Consider the following 22,283-nt stretch of genomic DNA (forward strand, 5'->3'; position numbering starts at 1 on the left):
CGTTAACACCGGCGGACGATCTCCCGACTACGCGGCACTACCAGGTGCTGGGGAGGTCGTTATGCCGAAGAGAACGACGAAGCTGGGCGTGGCGTTGGCGATCGGGCTTCTGGTCGCCGGTGGCTGTGGGGTGGAGACGGTGCCCCGCGGGCGGGTCACACCGCAGAGCAGCCCGGTGCCAACGGTGCCGACATCGACCAGCACTTGGGCGCCGCCCACGAGCACGCCCACACCGACTCCGGCACCCCAGCAGTTCGTACCGACGACCACAGCCGCGGTCGAGGTGCCGAAGCAGGTCGAGCCCAAACCGACGAAAACGCCGCCGAAGACCACGCAAGCCGCGAAGGCGCCAAACCCGGCGGAATGCGGAAGCGATCACTACCGCAACACCGACGGCGTGTGCGTCCATCGGCCGGCGACCGGCCCCGGCGCGGCCGACGGCGCGACCGCCCTCTGCAAGGACGGTTCGTACAGCTACAGCCAGAACCGCCGCGGCACCTGCTCCGGGCACGGTGGGGTCCGCACCTGGCTGTGATCCCACCGCGCAGTGCCTGTCGGTGAACCCGCGGCCGCGATCGACGTCGGGCAGGGCGCCGGTCGGTGATTCGAGTCCCGATGGAGGAACAGACGCCCTGCCACCGCGATAGCGGGCCTTCGGCGAGGCGGGTTCACGCGTTCGGCCGCGTTCCAGGTGCACGTACAGCCTGACGGCCGGCTCTCCGGCGTTCACTGAGAAGGGTGGTGCTGTGTAAGGTCGGATCATGGGATGCGCATGGTGAAACCGGCCGGACGGGCACCTTCGCCCCGGATCTTCGTGGTCGTGCTCGCCACCTGCGGGCTGGTGGCCTCGTTCATGCAGACGCTCGTCGTCCCGCTCATCCCGGCGTTTCCCCGGCTGCTGAACACGACTCCGTCGGACGCGTCGTGGGTGGTGACGGCGACCTTGATCGCCGGAGCCGTGGTGATGCCGGTGAGCGGCAGGCTCGGTGACCTCTACGGCAAGCGGCGGTTGCTGCTGATCAGCCTGGGGTTCCTGGTCGCCGGTTCGGTGGTGTCGGCGCTGACGAGTTCGCTCGCGCTGATGGTCCTCGGCAGGGGGCTCCAGGGCTGCGCGATGGGTGCGATCCCGCTGGGCATCAGCATCATGCGCGACGAACTCGCGCCGGAACGGGTCGGTGCCGCGATCTCGGTGATGAGTTCGACGCTCGGTGTCGGCGGTGCCATCGGGCTCCCGGTGTCGGCGCTGGTCGCGCAGAACGCCGACTGGCACGTCCTCTTCTGGGCGTCGGCGGGGCTCGGACTGGTCTGCGGCCTGCTGATCCTGTTCGTGGTGCCGGAGTCACCGGTGAAGACACCGGCGCCGTTCGACTATCTCGGCGCGCTCGGGTTGACGGTCGGTCTGGTCTGTTTGCTGCTGCCGATCGTCAAGGGCGGCGAATGGGGCTGGGGCAGTGGCCGCACGCTCGGCTTCGGCGGGAGCGCGGTGGTGATCCTGCTGGTCTGGGGTGCCTACCAGCTGCGGCGCCGGGATCCGCTCGTGGACCTGCGGGTCTCCGCGCGGCGTCCGGTGTTGTTCACCAACCTCGCGTCGATCATGATCGGGTTCGCGCTGTACTCGATGGCGTTGTCGTTCCCGCAGCTGCTGCAGGCGCCCGCGTCGACCGGCTACGGCCTCGGCCTGACGATGGTGCAGGCCGGCCTCTGCCTCGCGCCGAACGGTCTGGTCATGTTCATGCTGTCGCCGGTCTCGGCCCGGCTCATCGAGCGCTACGGACCGCGTACGACGCTGATGGTCGGCGCCACCACCATCGCGACCGGCTATGTCTTCGCGACCGTGTTGATGGACAACGCCTTCGAGCTGATCACGGCGTCGATCATCATCGGCGGTGGCGTGGGCATCGCTTACGCGGCCATGCCCGCGCTGATCATGGGTTCGGTCCCGGTGACCGAGACCGCGTCCGCGAACGGGCTGAACTCGCTGATGCGCTCCGTCGGCACTTCGACGTCCAGCGCGGTGATGGCGTCCATGCTCGCGTCACTGGCGATCACCGTCGGCGGCGTCTCCGTCCCGTCCGCGGCCGGATTCCGGCTGAGCTTCGTGGTCGCCGCGGGTGCGGCGCTCCTCGGGCTCGTCTTGACCGCTTTCGTCCCGAAGCAACGCCAGCCCGAGCCGATGGTCGCTTCGGTCCACTAGCGTCCTTGCGTTGCGATGAAGGGATTTCATCGCAACGCAAGGACGTTCCGCTCAGACGCTCAGAACAGGGTCGGGACGATCGCGTCGATCAGATGCGGTCCCGGCTCGGCGAGTGCGCGCTGGAACTGCTCGGCCAGCTCCTCCGCGGTCGTCGCCCTGGTCGCCGGGACGCCCATGCCTTCGGCGATCTTGACGAAGTCCATGTCGGGCCGGGAAAGGTCGAGCAGTTCGTTCGCCTTGGGGCCGTTGGCGTCCGCGCCGACCCGCTGCAGCTCCAGCCGCAGGATCGCGTACGCGCGGTTGTTCAGCAGGACCGTGGTGACGTCGAGGTTCTCCCGTGCTTGCGTCCACAACGCCGAGATCGTGTACAGCGCGCTGCCGTCGGACTGCAGGTTGATCACCGGCCGGTCCGGCGCGGCGACGGCGGCGCCGGTCGCGACGGGCATGCCGTAGCCGATCGCGCCACCGGTCAGGGTCAGCACGTCGTGCCGGGGCGCCCCCGCGGTCGCGGCAGGCAGCAACAGCCCGGAGGTGTTCGCTTCGTCCGCGATGATCGCGCGTTCCGGCAGCAGCGCGCCGATCACCTCGACCCAGTTCTGCGGGGTCAGCGGCCCGGACGGCAGCGCGGGCCGGGCGGCCTCCTGCAGAACCGGCTCGGTCTCGGCGGCGACCAGGTCCGCCACGTCGGTCAGCGCTCGCGGCACGTCCTGCGCGACTTCGGCCAGCACGTGGACCTGCGCGCCTTCGGGCACCAGATTGCTCGCCTTGCCGGGGTAGGCGAAGAACGAGACAGGTGCCTTCGTGCCGGCGACGATCACGTGCTTGATCCCGTCGAGCTGGTACGCGACCTGCTCGGCGAGATAGCCCAGCCGCTCGATCGTCGGCAGGCCTTCGCCGCGTTCGAGCCGGGCGGGGAAGGTCTCGACGAACGTCTTCACACCGGTCGCGGCCGCGATCCGGCTGGTCGCGCGCAGCCCGGCCTCGCGGCAGCCGCCGCCGCCGACGAGCAGGGCCACCGGTTCGCCGCTGGTCAGCACTTCGGCGATGTTCTTCACCGTCGTCGCGTCGACGACCTGGGGGATCCGGGGCGGGATGGGCGCGCAGGTCTCGCCGCCCTCGCCCCAGGACGCGTCGGCGGGGAGGATCAGGGTCGCCACCTGTCCGGGGGCGTCCTGGGAAGCCGCGACCGCCGCCGCGGCATCGGCACCGACGTCCTTCGTGTGCTCCGAGCGGCGGACCCAGCCGTCGAGCGAGCCGGCGACGGCCTCGATGTCCGATTCGAGCGGGGCGTCGTACTGCTTGTGGTAGGTCGCGTGATCGCCGATCACGTTGACGATCGGGGTGTGGGCGCGGCGCGCGTTGTGCAGGTTCGCCAGCCCGTTCCCGAGCCCGGGGCCGAGGTGCAGCAGTGTCGCGGCCGGCTTGTCGGCGATGCGGGCGTACCCGTCCGCGGCGCCGGTGACGACGCCTTCGAACAGGCCCAGCACGCCGCGCATCTCGGGCACGGAGTCGAGCGCGGCCACGAAGTGCATCTCCGAGGTGCCCGGATTCGAAAAGCACACGTCGACACCGCTGTCGACGAGCGTGCGGATCAGGGACTGGGCGCCGTTCATCTCACTCACTTTTCAAGCCCTCTCAGCGAAAAGAACGCCGGGGTTGAGGATCCCGGCCGGGTCGAAGCTCTCCTTGATCCGCCGCATCAGCGCGATCTTCGCCGGGTCCTCCAGGTCGAGGAAGTAGCCGGCCTTGGCCCTTCCGAGGCCGTGTTCGCCGGAGATCGCGCCGCCGAGTTCCATGCCGAGCGCGAAGATGTCGGTCAGCAGCTGCTTCCGTTTGTCCGGGTCCTTGCAGAAGATGGCGAGGTGTACGTTGCCGTCGCCGGCGTGCCCGCAGCCGAGCGCGCCCGACTCGCGGGACAACGCCATTTCCCTGGCCTTGCGCAGGAATTCGGGCATGGCAGAGCGCGGGACCACCACGTCGATGACGTCGTCGGCACCGGCTGCCTTGGCCGTCCAGAACGCCTTTTCGCGGGCCTCGATGAGCTTACGGGCCGAAGGACCTTCGAGCACGTACACGTCCATCGCGCCGAGGTCTCCCAGCAGTCCGCCGAGTTCCTCGATGTCGGAGTGCAGCCGGTCGCTGTCGCGGTTTTCCAGCGCCACCACCAGATAGGCCTGCGCGGTATCCCGGATGGAGTCCGGCACGCCGAGACTGAGTTTCTCGTTGTAGCTGATCGCGGCGAGCGTCAGGTTGTCGATGTATTCGAGGATGTGCGGCGCGAGCCCGCTTGAGATGATCTTCGGGACGACGGTCATCACTTCGTCGAAGGTTTCGAACGGGGCGAACACCGTGGCGCCGTGCGGCAGGCGCGGGTACAGCTTCACGATGACCTCGGTCGCGATCGCGAGCGTGCCTTCGGAACCGATGATCAGCTGCGTCAGGTCGTAGCCTGTCGACACCTTCGAGGTCTTGCCGCCGGTGCGGATGATCTCGCCGGTCGGCAGCACGGCCTGAAGGCCCACGACGTTGTGCCGTGTGACGCCGTACTTGACCGCACGCATTCCGCCGGCGTTCGTGCCGACGTTGCCGCCGACGCTCGCGCTCAGCTCCCCGGGGTAGACCGTGTAGCCGAGTCCGGCCGCCGTGGTCTTTTCGTCCAAATCGGACAGCGTGACACCCGGCTGGACGACGGCGACGTGGTTTTCGGTGTCGATCTCCAGCACGGCGTTCATGCGTTCGAAAGAGATCACCAGGCTGTCTTCGCGTGGAGTCGAGCCGCCCGAAAGCCCGGTGCCCGATCCTCTCGCGGTGACGGGCACACCGTGTTCGCTCGCGGCCTTGAGCAGCTCCGCGACCTCTTCGGCGCTTCCCGGTTTCACCAGGTAGGCGGGCCTCTGCGCCGAGGTGGTCAAAGCCTCGTCGTGTGCGTAGTCCTCGGGGATCGCCTCGCCTGACAGCAAGTTCGCGTCCCCGACGATCTCGGCGAACCGTGCCGCAACATCGCCCATCGACTGCCCTTCCTCACGCTTCTTTGCCTGGTTACCGAAGCGTAGTACGTCGTGGGCGAGGATGGCCATGAATCATTTTCATGTTTGTTCCCGCTGGTCACAACCTCACGACAACCTCACTCGGATACCCATGTCGCAGCGGGCCGCGGCGGCCCGCCGGAAGGGGTGGACGCTCGATGGGATCAAGGATGAGGCGGATCGCGGCGCTGGGGGCGTCGTTCGCGATCGCGTTCGGGCTCGCGGTACCGGCGGCCGAAGGCGGGGAAATGGGCTGCACCGCGCCCGTGGCGAACGTCAGCGGCGTCAGCCAGGCCGAGGGGACAAGCACCGGGTACACCACCCTTCTCTTCACCGTTTCGCTCGCCGACGGCGGTTGCGCGCCGCAGGGCTCGGTCGAATACCGGACGATCGAGGGCAACGGCTCACCGGTCGATCCGGCGTTCGTCGCGAAGGAGAGCGTCGACTATCTGCCGCGTGCGGGCACGCTGACCTGGTCGGGGCGGGCGGACACGCAAACGGTCGCGGTCAAGGTCCGCGCCGATTCCTTCGCCGAGAGCGACGAGATGTTCTCGCTGCGCCTGTACGGCGAGAAAGGCGTGCGGATCGGGCACAGCGTCGGCGTCGCCTGGGTGGCCGACGACGACGCGGTCAAGACCGCTCCGCTGGCCACCACCCAGGAAGGCGAGATCTGCTGGTCGATCCCGCCCAACTTCGCATCGGGAACCACCTGCAAGGTGCCGCTCGTGCTCTCCCGGCCGTGGCTCGCGGGACCGCTCACGATCCGCTACCGCACGGACGGCTCCGCCCACGAGCCGGTGAAGGACGGCGTCGTCACCTTCCAGCGCGGTGAGACCAGGGGATACGCCGAACTCACGATCGTGCCCGGGCAGACGGGGAAGGCACGGGTCGAGTTCTTCGAGCCGTCGCAGGGCAGGCTCGTCTACGCGACCTCGACCGTGGTGATCAGCCCCGCCGGGTGACGAGGTCGGCGTCGGCCGTCGCGTTCGCCCGCCGGTACAGCTCGATCGCTCGAGCCCAGTGGGCGGCCGCGGCGGCCGTGTCGCCGCACCGTGTCTCCAGGTCGCCGAGGTCGCGGTGCAGATGGGCCTCCTCGTACGGATCCGGGACGCCCGCGCGGACCGCGACGCCGCGTTCGAGGCTTTCCCGCGCCGCCGCCAGATCGCCGAGCCCCAGGTGGGCGCGGCCGAGCCGGTCGAGCGCGGCGGCCTCGCTGTGCCGGTTCCCGACGTCCCGGCTGATCAGCAGCGCCTGGTCGAAGTCGTCCCGCGCGGCCCGGAAGTCCTTGCGTGCGAGGTGGACCTGGCCGGCGTGCAGCAGGGACTCCCATTCCTGCCAGCGGTCGCCGATCGCCCTGGACGCGGCCAGGGCCTTGCCGAGATGGTCCAGCGCGACGGCGTGATCGCCGAGTTCCTCGTAGGCCTCGCCGAGCGTGTCCAAGGTGGCCGCTTCCAGGCGGGCGTTGCCGAGTTCGCGGAACGTCTCCAGCGCGGCCGTCAGCGGACTGAGGCCGTCCATCGGCTGACCGCGGCGGATGTAGGCGTGGCCGAGGTTGCGCTGGGACAGGGCACGCCCGAGCCGGTTGCCCGCCGAGGTGCACCGTTCCACCGCGAGCCGGTACGCGGTGATCGCCTCGTCGAACCGGCGAAGCGCGGCGTAGGCGTTCGCGGTGTTGTTGTAGATATGCCCTTCGCCTTCGAGATCGCCCGCCGCGCGGGCGGCCTTCAACGCGCGGGCGTTGGTTTCGAGCGCGTCCGTCAGCCTGCGGGTCATGAAGTAGGCCGCGCCCAGCGCACGCAGCATTTCCGCCTCCGCCAACGGATCGTCGAGTTCGGCGGCCGCCGCGGCCCCTCGCGGCAAAGCCCGATCCGCTCGTTCCAGCCGCCCGTGGTGTCGTAGAAACTGGTGAGCAGGTAGGTGAGCTGCCAAGCGGCGGTGTTGCGGCCGTGTTCGCGTGCGAACCGCACCACGGGCAGCAGATTCGCGCGTTCGGCCCCCAGGAACGCCAGCGCCGCACGTCTTTCCACCGGGAACGGACGACCGGGCGCCGGGTACCGCAACGCCGGGGTGACCAGATCGCGGTTCGGGTCGATGATCCTGTTCGCCTCGGCGGCGACGTGCAGGTACCAGTCGATCAGCCGGTCCGCGACCTCGGCGCGGCTCGACGTCGTTTCGTCGGTGCGGGCGCAGGCGACGGCGAACTCACGGATCAGATCGTGGAGGCGATAGCGATCCGGGCCCGCCGGGGTGATCAGATGCGCCGCAGACAGCTCGGCGGCCGAGGCCCGGCCCGCTTCGGCGGGCACCCCGCACAGCGCGCCGCCGAGGGCAGCGCTGAACGACGTCCCCGGACCAGCCCGGACAGCCGGAACAGCCGGGCCGGAGCACGGTCCAGCGGCAGGTAGGCACTCGCGAGCACGGTTTTGACCGTCCGGGAATCCCCTTGCACCGCAAGGGTTTCCAACCGGCCGGCACCGGTGAGCTCCTGGGTGAGTTCCGCGATCGGACGGCTCGGTTCACCGGTCAGGCGCGCGGCGGCGATCCGTAACGCCAACGGCATCCCGTCGCACAGCCGGGCCAGCCGTGCGGCCTGCGCGGGTTCGCGGGCGACGCGGTCGGCGCCCAGCACCCGGGTGAGCAGCGTCATCGATTCCGGGTCGGCCAGCGCGTCGAGGGCGAACACCCGGACGGCGTGCCTGCTGCCGAGTGCCGCGAGCGACTGCCTGCTGGTGACGATCAGCATCGCCTTCGCCGTACCTGGGACGAGGGGAAGGATCTGATCGACGCCGCCCGCGTTGTCGGCGACGATCACGCACCGCCTGCCGTGCAGCAGTGAGCGGTAGAGCGCGGCGCGTTCGGCCGTCGCGTCGGGCAGCCGGTCGTCAGGGAGGCCGAGCCCACGCGACAGATGTGCGAGCGCGTCGCCCGGCGAGACCGCCTCGTGCGGGTCGTGCCCGGCGAGGTCGAGGAAGAGCTGACCGTCGGGGAAGCGGTCCGCGATGCGGTGCGCCCACTGCACGGCGAGCGCGGACTTCCCCATCCCCGCCGCCCCGGAGATGACCACGACCGGCGGCTCGGCTTCGTCGAGGAGCTCGTCGAGTGAAGCGAGCTCCCGCTGCCGCCCGGTGAAGTGCCCGACACGGGCAGGGAGCTGTGCGGGCGCGGTGCCCCGTGCGGGTGCGTCGAGTTCGGGCGCGCGTCGCAGGATCGAGGTGTGCAGCTCGACCAGTTCCGGTCCGGGATCGGCCCCGAACTCGTCCGCCAGTCCCCGGCGTACGGCCTGGAACGTCTCCAGCGCCTCGGCATGCCGTCCGCAGCGATGCAGGGCGAGCATATGCAAGGCGGCGAGCCGTTCGCGGTACGGCTGTTCGGCCCGGAGCCGCGGAAGTTCCCGGAGGACCTCCTCGTGTTCGCCGAGGCTGAGCTCGGCGTCCCAAAGTTCTTCCCAGGCGGACAGCCGTAGCTCCTGGAGCCGTTCGACCTCACGCAGGCCCCAGCCGTCGAGTTCGGCATCCGCGAAGGCTTCGCCGCGCCAGAGCCGCAACGCCTCCCGCAACGCCGTCACCGCCTCAGCGGGATTACTCCGCTTGGCGGCACGAAGTTCTTCTTCGAAGCGAAGAGCGTCGACAGAGGACGGTGCGACCGTCAGGACGTATCCGGGTTTGCGCGTCTGGAGGACCAGGGGGAACCCGCAATCCTCCAGCGCCTGCCGGATCCGTGCGACATGGCTGTGCAGGGTTTTCACCGCGGTGCGTGGCGGATCTTCACCCCAGAGCACGTCGACCAGCCGGGGGATCGGGACGACCGAACCCGCGTGCAGGGCGAGAACGCCGAGCACGGCTCGCTGGCGGGCGCCGTGCAACTCCGCCCGCCCGGTGGGGCCGATCGCTTCGACCGGGCCCAGCACCCGTAGTTCCCCTGGCCCGGGCACCCTGCTCCCTCCGGCATCTGACCCCGGTGAGCGTATCCGGGCGAAGACCCACCGAAATCGGCCAATTAGGGCACACGATCTCGACAACCCCGCCACAACCGCTCTGGCCGACGGTCAACGGGTCGAACGTTTCGCCCAAGGAGGGGACCATGATCAGCAGGAATCCACGGCGCCGACGAACACTGCTCGCCTCGGCCGTTTTGGCCGCCGCGACGCTGTTCGCGGGGGTCGCGCCGGCGGTGCAGGCCGCGCCGGAGGCCCGGAGTGATGTCTTCATCCGCGACAACTCGTCCGATGTCGGGTTCGAACCCTCGACCGGTTCGCTCTACTCCAGTCCTGACATCCGGGTGTGCAAGGGAATACCTCCCTGCGCCACCGACCAGCCGGTCCACCAGGGAGAGCAGGTCTACATCCATGTCACGTTGAACAACCCCGGCCCGTACGGGGATGCCCTCGAGAAGGGGACACTGCAGGTCTACTACACGAAACAAGGCACCGCGGCCCAATGGGCGAGCCAGTGGACCTACATCGGTTCGAAGACCGGCGTGTCCGTCCCGTACGGCACCAAGACGGTCGTCATCCCGTGGACGGTCCCGTTCGGCTCGCACTTCTGCCTGCTGGCACGGTGGCTTTCGCCCACTGACCTGCCGACCGAAGGTTTGAGCACGTCCACCAACGCGCGCAAGAACAACAACATCGGCTGGCACAACGTGAACGTCCTGCCGTTCAAGATCAAGATTCCCGAGTACCGGCCGATCGTGTTCGGCTGGGACGGCCCCGATCCCACCGCGGTCGGCGACATCGTCTTCACCCAGCCGGGCAGGCCGTTCACCGGCCCGGGACGGATCACCATCGACCTCGGTCCCGACCTCGCCGCACGCTGGCGGGCAGCCGGAGCGAAGGGTGAGGGTGTCGAACGGATCGGCGAGACCGAGCTGGCCATCGTGAACCCGCAGAGGGCGCGGATCAGCGGTCTGACGTTCAAATCCGGCGAACAGGTGGACGCCAGACTGAGTTTCACCGCGGGAGCCGAGGCGGCCGGTGGGCAGCAGTACACGGTCAACGTGACTCAGGTCGACCAGCGCGGCGAAGAGGTCGGTGGCGTCGAGTACCGGCTCTCCGAAGCGCGACAGTAAGCCAGGGTGGGGTGCCGGCCCGTGGGCGGTGAGGGTGGAAACCCGCACCGCCCACGGGTTTCACGCGCGGGCGAACGAAAGCGTCTCGCCCTCGACACCGCGCAACCACAGATCCTGCGCGGCTTCCGCCACCTCGGCCAGCCCCTCTTCGATCGTCGCGAACACGTTGCCGGGCACCCAGCCCGCGTCGCCGTTGATCAGCAGGTTGTTGCGGCCGTAGAAGATCGCGAGATCCGTCGCGCCTTGGTCACTGTGGGCCTCACTGCCTTCGTCGTAGCCGTACGCCGGGTTGCCGATCTCCCAAGCCTCGAACCCGAAGTACACGACATCCCCTGGAATCGGGGTCACCGTGGGGTTTTCCCGGCCCGGTTTCGGCTCGGCGAAAGGCGGCACAAGCGTGTAGACCTCGTTGCGCGCGTACTTCGCGTGGTAGGCCGAACCGCTCTGCGGCAACGCGTCCCAGACCGCGCGGCAGGTGCGCGGGGCTTCGGCGTCGAGCAACCGGGCGCGGCAGGACACCCCGCGCTTGTCCAGGGTGATCGTGATGTAGCGGGCCATCACTCGACCCCCGCCACGACGTCACCCCAGATCCGCAGCGCCTCGTCGACCTGTGCGGAGTCGACGATCAGCGGCGGCACCATCCGGACGACGTTCATGTACGCCCCGCAGGTCAGCAGGAGCAACCCGTTGGAGGACGCGGCTTTCTGCGCCGCCTGGGCCTTCGCCGTGTCCGGCTCGCCGTCCGGCGTGGTGAATTCGGACCCGACCAGCAGCCCCAGCCCGCGCACGTCACCGATCGACGGCGACTTGTCCGCGATCACCCGCACACCTTCCAGGAGCTGGCGTCCTCGTTCGGCCGCGTTCTCGACCAGACCTTCGCGCTGGATCACCTCGAGCGTGGCGATCGCCGCGGCGCAGGCCACCGCGTTGCCGCCATAGGTCCCGCCCTGGGAACCGGGGAGCGCCTTGGCCATCAGCTCCTCCGACGCGGCGATACCCGAGATCGGGAAGCCGCTCGCGAGCCCCTTCGCGATGAGCACGATGTCCGGGCGCACCCCGAAATGCTCGTGTCCCCAGAAGCGGCCCGTCCGGCCGAAGCCGGTCTGGATCTCGTCCATCACCAGCAGGATCCCGTGCTTGTCGGCGCGTTCCCGCAGCCCGGCGAGGAACTCGGGGTTCGCCGGGACGTACCCGCCCTCGCCGAGCACCGGCTCGATGAAGAACGCGGCCGTCTCGTTCGGCGCGCAGACCGTCGCGAACAGGTAGTCGAGCTCGCGCAGGGCGAACTTCGTCGCCGTCTCCTCGTCCCAGCCGTAGTGGAAGGCATACGGGAAGGGCGCGACGTGCACCCCGGACATGAGCGGCGAGATCCCGGCGCTGAACCGGGTGCCCGACGTCGTCATGGTCGCCGCCGCGACGGTCCGGCCGTGGAACCCGCCCTGGAAGACGATGACGTTGGGCCGCTTGGTCGCCTGTCGCGACAGCCGGAGCGCCGCCTCGACCGCCTCACTGCCGGAGTTCGCGTAGAAGAGTGAATCCAGGCCTTCCGGCAGGAGACCGCCCAGCTTCTCGGTCAGCTCCAGCATCGGCTTGTGCATGACCGTCGTGTACTGCCCGTGGATGAGTTTGCCGATCTGCTCCTGCGCCGCGCTCACCACGTGCGGGTGACAGTGGCCGGTGCTGGTCACGCCGATACCGGCGGTGAAATCCAGGTGACGTTTGCCATCGGTGCCGTAGAGGTAAACCCCTTCACCGTGGTCGACCACGACCGGCGTTGCCTGCTTGAGCAGCGGTGATAGCTGGGCCATGGGCTGCGCTCCTAGGTCGGCTGAGCTGTTGTCGATTGTTGACAATATCCATAGCATGGCGTTCGGGACAACATGGAGGAGCGTTGGGATGACCTCGATCAGTGAGGCCGGCGTGGTCACGTCGGTCGACAAGGAACTGTTCATCGGCGGCAAATGGGTGCCCGCCGCCGACGGGAAGACCTTCCCCGTTCTCGACCCCTCGACGGGCGAAGCCCTGTGCGAGGTGGCCGACGCGTCACCGGCGGACGGTGTCAGCGCACTCGACGCGGCCGTCGCCGCGCAGGCCGACTGGGCGAACGTCGCCCCGCGTGAACGCGGCGAGATCTTGCGTCGCGCCTACGAACTGCTGATCAAACGCGCCGACGAACTCGCGCTGCTGATGACCCTCGAGATGGGCAAGCCGCTCGCGGAGTCGAAGGGCGAGATCACCTACGCGGCCGAGTTCTTCCGCTGGTTCGCGGAGGAAGCAGTCCGGATCGACGGTGGTTACGCCGTCGCTCCCAACGGGACGGGCCGGTTCCTCGTGACCAAGCAGCCGGTCGGCCCGTGCCTGCTGATCACGCCGTGGAACTTCCCCATGGCGATGGGCACCCGCAAGATCGGGCCCGCGGTGGCCGCAGGCTGCACGATGATCATCAAACCCGCTGCTCAGACCCCCCTTTCGATGTTGGCCCTCGCGGCGATCCTCGCCGAAGCGGGATTGCCGGAAGGTGTGCTGAACGTGCTCACGACGTCGGATTCCGGCGGCGTGATGGAGCCGTTGATCCGGGACGGTCGTGCCCGGAAGCTGTCCTTCACCGGCTCGACCGGCGTCGGACGGAAGCTGCTGGAACAGTGCGCGGACAAGGTGCTCCGCACTTCCATGGAACTCGGCGGCAACGCTCCCTTCCTCGTCTTCGAAGACGCCGACCTCGACGCGGCGATCGACGGCGCGATGACCGCGAAGATGCGCAACATCGGTGAGGCCTGCACGGCCGCGAACCGTTTCTATGTCCAGCGAGGCATCGTCGACGAGTTCTCCCGGCGTCTCACCGAGCGCATGGAGGCCCTGCCCATGGGACGCGGCACCGAGGAGGGTGTCGTCGTCGGTCCCCTCATCGACGAAGCCGCCGTCGAGAAGGTCAGCGGCCTGGTCTCGGACGCCACCGAGCGAGGCGCGCGCGTCCTCACCGGTGGATCCACTGTGGACGGTCCAGGAAACTTCTATCAGGCCACGGTGCTCACCGACGTGCCCAAGGACGCCAGGCTCGCATCGGAAGAGATCTTCGGGCCGGTCGCCCCGATCACTCCGTTCGACAGCGAGGACGAGGCCATCGCGGCCGCGAACGACACCGAATTCGGTCTCGTGTCCTACGTGTACACCTCCGATCTCAAGCGGGCACTGCGGGTGTCGGAACGGCTGGAGGCCGGCATGATCGGTCTCAACCAGGGCCTGGTTTCGAATCCGGCGGCGCCGTTCGGCGGGATCAAGCAATCCGGCCTCGGCCGCGAGGGCGGCACCGTCGGCATCGACGAGTTCCTCGAGACCAAGTACATCGCGGTGGCTCTGTGACTTCTTCGTATCGGATCGCGAGCATTCCCGGCGACGGGATCGGCGTCGACGTGACTGCCGAGGCCCGGAAGGTACTCGACCGCGCGGCGGCATCGCACGGTTTCTCCTTGTCCTGGACGGAGTTCGATTGGAGTTGTGAGCGGTACACCAAGACCGGCTCGATGATGCCCGACGACGGTATCGAGCAGCTTTCCCGGTTCGACGGGATCTTTCTCGGCGCCGTCGGCTTTCCCGGTGTCCCGGATCATGTTTCGTTGTGGGGTCTCCTCATTCCGGTTCGGCGGGCGTTCGGTCAGTACGTCAATCTCCGGCCGGTCCGGCTGCTGCCGGGGACGACGTCGGCACTGGCGGGCCGGAGCGCCGACGAGCTGGAGATGGTGATCGTCCGGGAGAACTCCGAAGGCGAGTACTCGGAGATCGGTGGCAGGCACAATCGAGGTCTCGGCAACGAGTTCGTCTTACAGGAATCCGTGTTCACGCGGGTCGGGGTGGAGCGGATCATCCGCTATGCCTTCGAGCTGGCGAAGACGCGGACGGGGCGGGTCTGTTCGGCGACGAAGTCCAACGGGCTCATTCACTCGATGCCGTTCTGGGACGAGATCTTCGCCGAGATCTCTTCGGAGTATCCGGACGTGCACGCCGAACAATGCCATGTCGACGCGCTCGCCGCGCGGATGGTGCAGGCGCCGGACCGGCTCGACGTCGTGGTGGCTTCCAATCTGTTCGGCGACATTCTGAGCGACCTGGCGGCGGCCGTGACGGGCGGGCTCGGAATGGCGCCTTCGGGCAATATCAATCCGACCGGTGAGCTCCCTTCCATGTTCGAGGCGGTGCACGGCAGCGCTCCCGACATCGCCGGACAGGGCATCGCGAATCCGGTGGCGCAGATCCTGGCGGGGGCGATGCTGCTCGAACATCTCGGGGAAACCGTTGCGGCACAAGATGTACGGGCCGCGGTGGAAAAGGTTCTCGAAGAGGGGACCGTGCAGACCCCTGACCTCGGCGGGAAGTCCACCACCGCCGAACTCGGGTCCGCGGTGGTCGCCTCTCTATCTTGAACCATCCGCCTGGTGGCGTGTCAAGTCCCGGATGTCATGAACGGTCCATTCATGGTTTCGAGTCGTACATGAAGGGGCCTTCGGGTGGTCCGGTGTTCCCAATGTCGCGTTAGAGACGCTCACCGTCTCTAACGCGACATTGGGGACTTGGGCCGGCTGTCGACTCGTTGCTCTCAGCGTGCCTTGGTGTTGGACTGGATTTCTTTGTGGGGCAACACACTGCCTTCGTCGTACGCCCTCATTAGTGCCGACCCGCGCCAGCGGCTCGGTGAACTCCGCAGGTCCTTGCCCCTCGGCGATCCGCAACGGGGGCGGCTAGTCCGCCGATTTTCTCTGGACTAGTAAAAACGTTGCCGTGAAAGGGAATCCCGGCGCGAGTTCCAGTACGAAAGCCCGTTCATCGCACGCGTGCCGCTCCGGGGCGCGAGTTTTTGTCGGTGCCCCGGTGCACAGTGTCGATCATCGGATTCGACGACTGGAGGAGTGCCGATGTGCTGGCATTGCGACAACCCCGGGAAGACCCGCGACGACTACCTCATCGAGGAGGTCCGTCCGCTGATCCGGAAGTACGGCTGGATGGTGCAGACGGTCGAGCGCGGAATAACGCAACCAGGTTTCGCGTACACGGTCGGGCTCACCGACGCCGGGCTTCCGGAACTCGTCGTCACCGGCCTGAGAGAACGAAGATCCGGCCAGCTGCTGAACTATTACGCCCAGCGGGTGGTCCGGTCGGGGCCGCCGGAGCCGGGGGAGGTGCTGCCCGCCGAGGTGGGATGGCCGTCGTTGGAGGTCGTCCCGCTCAGTTCGCCGCCGGCGCATCTGCTCACCGCCGTCCTGCTGTACGGCGAGAACTTCCGTGCGCTGCAACTGGTCTACGCGGACGAGCACGGCAATTGGCCGTGGGACAGGGAGTTCCGCGGCGGGACGGGTGGGCAGCCGGTGCTGGGGGCGCGGGGCCGTGGCTGAATCCCTAGGGCACCGCGGGAGCTTCGCCCTCCCGCAGGCTGGTTCCCGGCGCCAGCCGTTGGACGGCGTCCTCCATGTGGGCTTCCAGCAGCGAAAGCGCGGTCTCTTCGTCGCCCGCCCGCAGGGCCTCGATGATCTTGGTGTGCTCGGTGACCCGCTCTTCGACCTGCTGATAGGTCCCTTGCAGGGCGGTGAGGCACATCCGGGTCTCGATCAACAGGGTCCGTGCCATGCGCACGAGCCGTTTGCTGCCGGAAGCGGCGATCAGCGCCTCGTGGAAACGGAGGTCCGCCCAGGAGAGCGCGGTCGGGTCGTCCTCGTCCGCGGCGGCGGCCATGGCGCGCACGGCCTCTTCGAGTTCGGTCGCGACCCGTTCCCGGTCCCCGCGCAATGCCCGCAGCATCGCGGCGCGTTCGATGGCCGAGCGCGCCGAATAGATGTCGTAGACGTCGCCGGGTTCGAGGTCGATCACGAACAGTCCGCGGTGACGCTCGCTGCGCAGGAGCCCTTCGGAGACGAGGTGCTGCATTGCCTCGCGCAGCGGCCCCCGCGAAACCTGGAACCGGGAGGCCAGGTCCGTCTCACCGAGCTGGGTACCGGGAGGGAGGGCGCCGGTCATGATCGCGTCCCGCAGCTGGCGCGCGATGATCCCGGCGGTCGATTCCCGGTTGACCGGCTCGATATCCGGCAAGGACATGGTTCAGCTGCTCCTCTGTCCGAACAGGGCGCCCAAGGTGCGGACGAGCGGGGCCTTCCCGGTGAGCCGCAGGCCCTCCCAGACGGTGACCTGGTTGGCGGTCAGCACCGGCTTGCGGAGCCTGGTTTCGAGCGTGTTGATCTCGCCGAGCGTCCGCATGGCGGTGTCGGGGACGAGCAGGGCGTCGGCGGCCGGGTGGTCACGGCCCACCGCGAGTTCGACGACGGCTTCCGGGCTGAGTTCGCCGACCTCGGCGGCGGTGTCGATGTCCGCGCTGCCCATCGAGACCACTTCGATCCCGCCCGCGCCGAGGAACTCGACGAACAGCCGGGCGACGTCGTCGGGGTAGCTGGCGGCGACCGCGACCCGCCGGACGCCGAGGGCCCGTGCGGCGTTGACGAAGGCGAAGGACGTGCTCGACGCCGGGACACCGGCGACGGCGGCCAGCCGGTCGGCCTGGTCGCGGGCGCCTTCCCAGCCGTAGACGAAACTGCCGCTGGTGCACGCCCAGACCACCGCGTCCGGCTCGTGTTTGGCCAGCAGCGCGGCGCCGTCGGCGAGCCGGCTTTCGCTGCCGAGGTCCAGGAGCTCGGGCACGGCGTGCAGATCGGTCCCGTAGATGTGCTCGACCGGCAGTTTGATCCCGGCCATGTCCCCGCCGAGGAGCTGTTCCGCGAGCGGGTAGTCGTCTTCGGCCGCGTGATCGGGGTAGATGAACCCGATGGTGGTCGTCTCGGACGGCGGCTCGGGTGGGGCGAACGGCGTGATGGGCACGGAACCTCCGGAGGGCAGATTGTCGACAATCGTAAGGGAAGAGGTCAGTCGACCTCCCGGAGCCACTTGCCGGGCCCGACGATCGGCAGGTTCATCCGCCGGAGGCAGGCCCACATCGTGAGCTGATTCGCGGTGAGGACGGGCTTGCCGAGCGCGCTTTCGAGTGGCTCGATCAGATCGTAGGTGGGGAGGTTGGTGCAGCTGACGAAGATGGCTTCCGCGTCGGCGTGGTCGGCGGCGAGGATGCGTTCGGCGATGGTCCGGTAGCTGACCTTCCAGATGCCGCCGCCCAGGCCGAGATGGTCGCTAGAAACGGTGCGAACGCCGAGTTCGGCCAGGAAGTCGTGCAGCTTCCCGGTCAGGTCTCCGTCGTAGGGCGTCAGCACCGAGACCCGGTGGAGGTCGAGCTGATGCAGGACCTCCGCCAGCGCTCCGGACGTGGTGACGGCGTCCGTCGCGCCCGCGTCGCAGATCGCCTTGGTCAGCGAGCGTTCGTAGTCCACACCGTTGACGAAACTGCCGGAGGTGCACAGGTAGGCGACGACTTCGGGCTCCACGTGGAGCACGTCCCTCGTGGCGGCGGCGAGATGCCTGCTGTCGCTGACGAGCTGGGCCATCTCCATGCTGACGGGCACGGGCTCGTACGGCGTGCGCGCCAGATGGAGGGAGACCTCCATGGGAACCCAGCGCCACAGTTCGCGTTCCAGGGCGAGGTCGAAGGGGGCGATCACGCCGATACCGCGCTGCGCCAACGGGCCTTCGAACTCCAGTAAGTCGAAATCCAAGTCTCAGCCTCCGGAAAGCTTCTGCTGTCACAGGTCCGGTGCTCCGGGGTCCGTTCCTCGGATTGTTGACAATCATACGAGCCACTTTTACGGTGTCAACGTGATCGCCTCGGAGACCCCTGTGCTGGCGGTGCTCTGCGGAGACACGCGCCCACCGGACATGCGCGCTATCGAAGCCGAAGCGGTGGTTCGTTACACCGACGCGGCCGGATTAGCCGACGCGTTATCCGGCGCCGACGCGTTCTTCGTCTACGACTTCCTGTCCACCGCCGTCCCGGGCGCCTGGCACGCGGCCGACAGGCTGCGCTGGCTGCACATCGCCAGTGCGGGCGTCGACCCGGTGCTCTTCCCGGGGCTGCAGGAGAGCGACGTCGTGCTCACCAACTCGCGTGGGGTGTTCGACGGGGCGATAGCCGAGTACGTGCTCGGGGTCGTCCTCACGTTCGCCAAGGATTTCGCCCGGTCGTGGGACCTGCAGAAGCAGCGGCAGTGGAAGCACCGGGAGAGTGAGCGGATCTCCGGCCGCCGGGTCCTGGTGGTCGGCACCGGGCCGATCGGCCGGTCGATCGCGCGGATGCTGCGGGCTGCCGGGATGTCGGTGGCTGGGGTCGGACGCCGTCCTCGTGAGGGCGATCCCGACTTCGGTGACGTGTACGCGTCTTCGGAGCTGTCTCGTCATCTTCCCGGAGCGGACTACGTCGTCGCGGTCGCGCCGCTGACCGAGCAGACGAAGGGCATGTTCGACGCGGAGGCCTTCGCCGCGATGAAACCCGGCTCACGATTCGTCAACGTCGGCCGCGGTGAACTGGTCGTCACCTCGGATCTGATCGGAGCGCTGCGGGACGGGCCGCTCGGCGGTGCGGCGCTCGACGTCTTCGACATCGAGCCACTGCCCGCCGACAGTCCTTTGTGGACTATGGAGAACGTGCTGATCTCGCCGCATATGTCGGGCGACTTCGTCGGCTGGCGTAATACTCTGGTAGAGGTGTTCGCGGACAACTTCCGTCGCTGGCGCGCGGGGGAGCCACTGCGCAACGTCGTGGACAAGCAGCTCGGGTACGTGCCGTCGGAGACGCTTCGCCAAGGTTAGGGGCCGGATTGAACGACACCAAGTTGACCGCGAGCGAGCTCGTCGCCGCGTATGCCACCGGAGAGCTGTCGCCGGTCGAGGCCACCCAGAACGCGTTGCGTGTCATCGAGGAACGCGACGGTGAGACCAATGCCTTTTGCCTGGTCGACGCCGATGGCGCGCTCGAGCAGGCGAAAGCGTCCGAGGTTCGGTGGCGGGACGGTAATCCGATCGGCTGGCTCGACGGTGTCCCGGCGTCGATCAAGGACATGTTCCTGACGCAGGGCTGGCCGACGCTGCGCGGTTCGCGCTGCATCGACCCCGACCAGCCGTGGGACGTCGACAGCCCGGTCACCGCGCGGCTGCGCGAGAACGGCTTGGTACTGCTGGGAAAGACCACGACGCCGGAACTGGCGTGGAAGGGCGTCACCGACAACACGCTGACCGGGATCACCCGCAACCCCGTCGACCCGTCGACGACGGCGGGCGGCTCCAGCGGGGGCAGTGCCGCGGCCGTCGCGGCGGGGATGGGCGAACTCTCCGTCGGTACCGACGGTGGCGGCTCGATCCGGATTCCGGCTTCGTTCTGCGGAATCGTCGGTCTCAAACCGACACACGGCCGGATCCCGCTGTTCCCCGCGAGCCCGTTCGGACCGCTCTCGCACGCCGGCCCGATGGCGCGTTCGGTGGACGACACGGCGTTGCTCCTCGACGTTCTCGCGATGCCCGACTACCGCGACCCGGCCGCGCTCGCCCCGCCCGTCTCGACCTACCGTGAGGCCGTCCGCCGGGACGTGCGCGGGCTGATCGCCGCGTACTCGCCGACGCTCGGCTATGTCGACGTCGACCCGGAGGTCGCGGAGATCGTCAAGTCGGCGGTCCGATCGCTCGGGGACGCGGGCCTGCACATCGAAGAGGCCGATCCAGGGTTCACGGATCCCAAGCCCGCCTTCGACATCCTGTGGTCGACGGGGGCGGCCAAGTGGCTGGACACCTTCCCCGCCGGTTCGGAGACCAAGGTCGACCCCGGGCTGCGGAAGGTCTGGGAACTCGGCAAGACCTTCTCGGCGAGCGACTACCTCGGCGCCAACGCCGAACGGGCCGCGCTGGGCATCCTGATGGGCGAGTTCCACACGCGCTACGACGTGCTGATCACGCCGACCCTGCCGATTCCCGCCTTCGAAGCCGGGCACGAGGTGCCGCCGGGCAGCGGGCTGAGCGGCTGGCCGGACTGGACGCCGTTCACCTACCCGTTCAACATGACCCAGCAGCCCGCCATCAGCGTGCCGGCGGGCCGCACCTCCGGCGGCCTCCCGGTCGGCCTGCAGATCGTCGGCCCGCGGCACTCCGACGACCTGGTGCTCGCGGTCGCGAAGCTCCTCGAGGAGGTTCGTCCCTGGCCGTGACCTGCGGAAAGGGAGCAAGGGACCTTTGCTACCACTTTGGCCGGGCGCCGCGTCAGGGCCGGGCGGCGTGCGTCTTCCGGACCAGCCCGCGCACCTGACCGCTGCACAGGGCGAGGCAGGTGGCGGCCACGACCAGGGCGGCGCACGCCAGCAGGGTCGTGCTGACCCCGAAGTGCTGCGCGGCCGGCCCGGCCGCCATCTGGCCGAGCGGCAGGGCGATGAAGGAACCGAGCATGTCGTAGGAGTAGACGCGCGCGAGTTTGTCCTCGGGCACGTTCTCCTGCAGCGAGACGTCCCACGCGACCACGAACTGCTCGATCGCCAGGCCGGAGACGAACATGGCCGCGAGCAGCAGCGGAAGCCAAGGCGCCTGGCCGAGGAGGATCAGCGGCGGCGCTTCGAAGAGGATCACCGCGACACCGACGAACAGCGCTCGCCGCGGCTGCCATCGGGCCACGAGGATCCCGCCGACGAGTGAGCCGATCGTCTGGGCGGCGAGGGCGAAACCCCAGCCGGAGCGCCCGAAGGTGCCGTCGGCGACGACGGGGCCGAGCACCGCGATCCCGCCGGCGATGACGGCGTTCACCACCATGAACTGTACGACCACGACCCACACCCATGTGCGCGACCGGAACTCGTGCCAGCCTTCGACGAGCTCGGCCAGCGGGCGGCTGCCGGGGACCCGTTCCCGGCGGTTGAGACGGATGCACCGGTAAGACAGGGCGGAGCCCAGGAACAGGAGCGCGTTCCCGCCGAGCGCCCAGCCGGGGCCGACCGCGGTGACCAGGATGCCGCCGAGCCCGGCACCGGCGATCCGGCCGGAGTTCGACAGCAGCCTGGCCAGCGCGTTCGCCTGCGCGAGCTGGGTGGCGGGCACCGTCAACGGGGTGAGCGACGCCGACGCGGGGGCCGAGATCGCGGCCACCGCGCCGTTGACCACGCTCAGGCCGACCAGCAGCGGGATCGACGCGAATCCACAAAGGACACTCGCGGCGATGACGGCCTGGGTCAGGGTGGCGGCGATTTCGGTGCCTTGCAGGATCACCGATCGCGGCAGCCGGTCCGCGAGTACGCCGCCGAACAGCAGCAGGACCACGCTCGCCACCGAGCGGGCGCCGACGACGATGCCGATGTCGACGGCGGAACCGGTCAGGTCGATCACGGCGAAGGCGAGCGCGAGCGGGGCGACGGCGTTGCCGAACTCCCCGAACGTGCGGCCGCCGATCAGCCAGCGGAAGTTGTGATGGCGCAGCGGTTCGCGCAGGGAGGTCACGGTCGCCTCATCTCGAACATCGCGACCGTCGCGCTGACCGGGATCGTGCCCCGGGTGCGAGGCGGTTTGGCGGCCGAGTGCAGAAGCTCACTCAGCTCATGGGCGTGGGCGAGCGCCTTCTTCCAGGTCTCACGGTCGACCCACATCTCCACGTCGGCCGTCAGGCCGCGTTCACCGCGGACGTGGAATTCGCTGCGGCGCTTGAGTTCGGAGGCCATCGTCGTGATGAGAAGCCGGTGTTCCTCCGGATCCGTCGACGTGAACCGCGATCCCGACTCCGGATCGTGGCGGTAGCGTTTCGCCAGCCCACCCCGGATCCGGACCTCCTCGGTCACGTCGAGCAGCCCGGCCTCGTGCAGCCGCCGCAGGTGATAGCTGACATTCGCTTGTGTCTCACCGAGTTCGCGTGCGGCTTCGGCCGCGCTCATCGCGACACCGGTCAAAAGCGACAGAATGCGCAGCCGCACGGGATGGGCGAGGACGCGAAGCCCGTCGAGGCTGGGGGACTCGGACATGTCACGAGTATCGACTGCCGGGACGTCGACCGTCAAACAGTTATTTGGGGGTTTCATTGGCCGGGAGAATCGGTGCGGTGATCCGATGTCTGT

General features: G+C 68.6%; 21 protein-coding genes. 9 read left to right on the forward strand and 12 right to left on the reverse strand.

Features of this window, described 5'->3' with window-relative positions; genetic code table 11:
- Nucleotides 1–61 precede the first annotated feature (61 nt).
- Together MJQ72_RS16040 and MJQ72_RS16045 are read left to right on the forward strand one after the other, a co-directional pair.
- Complete coding sequence (locus MJQ72_RS16040; protein WP_240599909.1) at nt 62–535, forward strand: DUF3761 domain-containing protein; 474 nt, start codon at nt 62–64, stop codon at nt 533–535.
- Nucleotides 536–766: 231 nt separating this feature from the next.
- Complete coding sequence (locus MJQ72_RS16045) at nt 767–2,194, forward strand: MFS transporter (protein ID WP_240599910.1); 1,428 nt, start codon at nt 767–769, stop codon at nt 2,192–2,194.
- A gap of 59 nt (nt 2,195–2,253) precedes the next feature.
- On the opposite strand, the gene MJQ72_RS16050 is transcribed toward MJQ72_RS16045, so the two are convergent.
- Both MJQ72_RS16050 and MJQ72_RS16055 read right to left on the reverse strand, forming a co-directional pair.
- Nucleotides 2,254–3,807, reverse strand: a complete 1,554-nt coding sequence (locus tag MJQ72_RS16050) for an acetolactate synthase large subunit (protein WP_240599911.1) — start codon at nt 3,805–3,807, stop codon at nt 2,254–2,256.
- A 12-nt stretch (nt 3,808–3,819) separates the two neighbouring features.
- The gene (locus tag MJQ72_RS16055) at nt 3,820–5,202 is read right to left on the reverse strand and encodes an FAD-binding oxidoreductase (RefSeq protein WP_240599912.1); all 1,383 of its coding nucleotides are present in this window, start codon (nt 5,200–5,202) and stop codon (nt 3,820–3,822) included.
- Between the two features lie 188 nt (nt 5,203–5,390).
- Here MJQ72_RS16055 and MJQ72_RS16060 point away from each other — a divergent pair, with 188 nt between their 5' ends.
- Nucleotides 5,391–6,182, forward strand: coding sequence for a Calx-beta domain-containing protein (locus tag MJQ72_RS16060; protein WP_240599913.1), 792 nt, complete (start codon nt 5,391–5,393; stop codon nt 6,180–6,182).
- Here the strand turns inward: MJQ72_RS16060 and MJQ72_RS16065 are convergent.
- From MJQ72_RS16065 to MJQ72_RS16075, 3 genes are read right to left on the reverse strand one after another with little or no spacing between them, the layout of a single operon-like run.
- The gene (locus tag MJQ72_RS16065) at nt 6,166–7,023 is read right to left on the reverse strand and encodes a lipopolysaccharide assembly protein LapB (RefSeq protein WP_240599914.1); all 858 of its coding nucleotides are present in this window, start codon (nt 7,021–7,023) and stop codon (nt 6,166–6,168) included. The two genes, MJQ72_RS16060 and MJQ72_RS16065, sit on opposite strands and share 17 nt — an antisense overlap.
- A complete protein-coding gene (locus tag MJQ72_RS16070) occupies nt 6,990–7,526 on the reverse strand; it encodes a hypothetical protein (RefSeq protein WP_240599915.1) in 537 nt (178 codons plus the stop codon). The genes MJQ72_RS16065 and MJQ72_RS16070 overlap by 34 nt, the downstream gene beginning before the upstream one ends.
- Nucleotides 7,472–9,151: an AfsR/SARP family transcriptional regulator gene (locus MJQ72_RS16075; protein ID WP_240599916.1), complete on the reverse strand. Its 1,680-nt coding sequence runs from the start codon at nt 9,149–9,151 to the stop codon at nt 7,472–7,474. The genes MJQ72_RS16070 and MJQ72_RS16075 overlap by 55 nt, the downstream gene beginning before the upstream one ends.
- 149 nt (nt 9,152–9,300) lie before the next feature.
- Between MJQ72_RS16075 and MJQ72_RS16080 the strand changes: the two genes are divergently transcribed.
- A complete protein-coding gene (locus tag MJQ72_RS16080) occupies nt 9,301–10,287 on the forward strand; it encodes a hypothetical protein (protein WP_240599917.1) in 987 nt (328 codons plus the stop codon).
- A gap of 60 nt (nt 10,288–10,347) precedes the next feature.
- Here MJQ72_RS16080 and MJQ72_RS16085 read toward each other — a convergent pair whose 3' ends face one another.
- Both MJQ72_RS16085 and MJQ72_RS16090 read right to left on the reverse strand, forming a co-directional pair.
- Nucleotides 10,348–10,845, reverse strand: a complete 498-nt coding sequence (locus MJQ72_RS16085) for a DUF3830 family protein (protein ID WP_240599918.1) — start codon at nt 10,843–10,845, stop codon at nt 10,348–10,350.
- On the reverse strand, nt 10,845–12,095 hold the full coding sequence (locus MJQ72_RS16090) for an aspartate aminotransferase family protein (RefSeq protein WP_240599919.1): 1,251 nt from the start codon (nt 12,093–12,095) through the stop codon (nt 10,845–10,847). Before MJQ72_RS16090 ends, MJQ72_RS16085 begins: the two co-directional genes overlap by 1 nt.
- 88 nt (nt 12,096–12,183) lie before the next feature.
- On the opposite strand from MJQ72_RS16090, the gene MJQ72_RS16095 reads away from it, so the two are divergent.
- The 3 genes from MJQ72_RS16095 to MJQ72_RS16105 all read left to right on the forward strand — a co-directional run bounded on the left by MJQ72_RS16095 (nt 12,184) and on the right by MJQ72_RS16105 (nt 15,671).
- A complete protein-coding gene (locus tag MJQ72_RS16095) occupies nt 12,184–13,647 on the forward strand; it encodes an NAD-dependent succinate-semialdehyde dehydrogenase (protein ID WP_240599920.1) in 1,464 nt (487 codons plus the stop codon).
- The gene (locus tag MJQ72_RS16100; RefSeq protein ID WP_240599921.1) at nt 13,644–14,705 is read left to right on the forward strand and encodes a tartrate dehydrogenase; all 1,062 of its coding nucleotides are present in this window, start codon (nt 13,644–13,646) and stop codon (nt 14,703–14,705) included. Before MJQ72_RS16095 ends, MJQ72_RS16100 begins: the two co-directional genes overlap by 4 nt.
- 489 nt (nt 14,706–15,194) lie before the next feature.
- Entirely contained in the window at nt 15,195–15,671 is a 477-nt protein-coding gene (locus MJQ72_RS16105; protein WP_240599922.1) for a DUF4262 domain-containing protein, read from the forward strand.
- Between the two features lie 4 nt (nt 15,672–15,675).
- On the opposite strand, the gene MJQ72_RS16110 is transcribed toward MJQ72_RS16105, so the two are convergent.
- The 3 genes from MJQ72_RS16110 to MJQ72_RS16120 are packed head-to-tail and all read right to left on the reverse strand — an operon-like array spanning nt 15,676 to nt 17,927.
- Nucleotides 15,676–16,368, reverse strand: coding sequence for a GntR family transcriptional regulator (locus tag MJQ72_RS16110; RefSeq protein WP_240599923.1), 693 nt, complete (start codon nt 16,366–16,368; stop codon nt 15,676–15,678).
- Between the two features lie 3 nt (nt 16,369–16,371).
- On the reverse strand, nt 16,372–17,142 hold the full coding sequence (locus MJQ72_RS16115) for a maleate cis-trans isomerase (protein WP_240599924.1): 771 nt from the start codon (nt 17,140–17,142) through the stop codon (nt 16,372–16,374).
- A gap of 44 nt (nt 17,143–17,186) precedes the next feature.
- Nucleotides 17,187–17,927, reverse strand: a complete 741-nt coding sequence (locus MJQ72_RS16120) for a maleate isomerase (RefSeq protein ID WP_016336992.1) — start codon at nt 17,925–17,927, stop codon at nt 17,187–17,189.
- 100 nt (nt 17,928–18,027) lie between these two features.
- Between MJQ72_RS16120 and MJQ72_RS16125 the strand changes: the two genes are divergently transcribed.
- A complete protein-coding gene (locus MJQ72_RS16125) occupies nt 18,028–19,017 on the forward strand; it encodes a D-2-hydroxyacid dehydrogenase (protein ID WP_240599925.1) in 990 nt (329 codons plus the stop codon).
- Nucleotides 19,018–19,025: 8 nt separating this feature from the next.
- Nucleotides 19,026–20,402: an amidase gene (locus tag MJQ72_RS16130; protein ID WP_240599926.1), complete on the forward strand. Its 1,377-nt coding sequence runs from the start codon at nt 19,026–19,028 to the stop codon at nt 20,400–20,402.
- 52 nt (nt 20,403–20,454) lie between these two features.
- On the opposite strand, the gene MJQ72_RS16135 is transcribed toward MJQ72_RS16130, so the two are convergent.
- Both MJQ72_RS16135 and MJQ72_RS16140 read right to left on the reverse strand, forming a co-directional pair.
- Complete coding sequence (locus MJQ72_RS16135) at nt 20,455–21,675, reverse strand: MFS transporter (RefSeq protein WP_240599927.1); 1,221 nt, start codon at nt 21,673–21,675, stop codon at nt 20,455–20,457.
- A complete protein-coding gene (locus tag MJQ72_RS16140; protein WP_240599928.1) occupies nt 21,672–22,190 on the reverse strand; it encodes a helix-turn-helix domain-containing protein in 519 nt (172 codons plus the stop codon). The genes MJQ72_RS16135 and MJQ72_RS16140 overlap by 4 nt, the downstream gene beginning before the upstream one ends.
- Between the last annotated feature and the right edge of the window lie 93 nt (nt 22,191–22,283).

Source organism: Amycolatopsis sp. EV170708-02-1, from assembly GCF_022479115.1.
In the GTDB taxonomy this organism is placed as follows: Bacteria; Actinomycetota; Actinomycetes; order Mycobacteriales; family Pseudonocardiaceae; genus Amycolatopsis.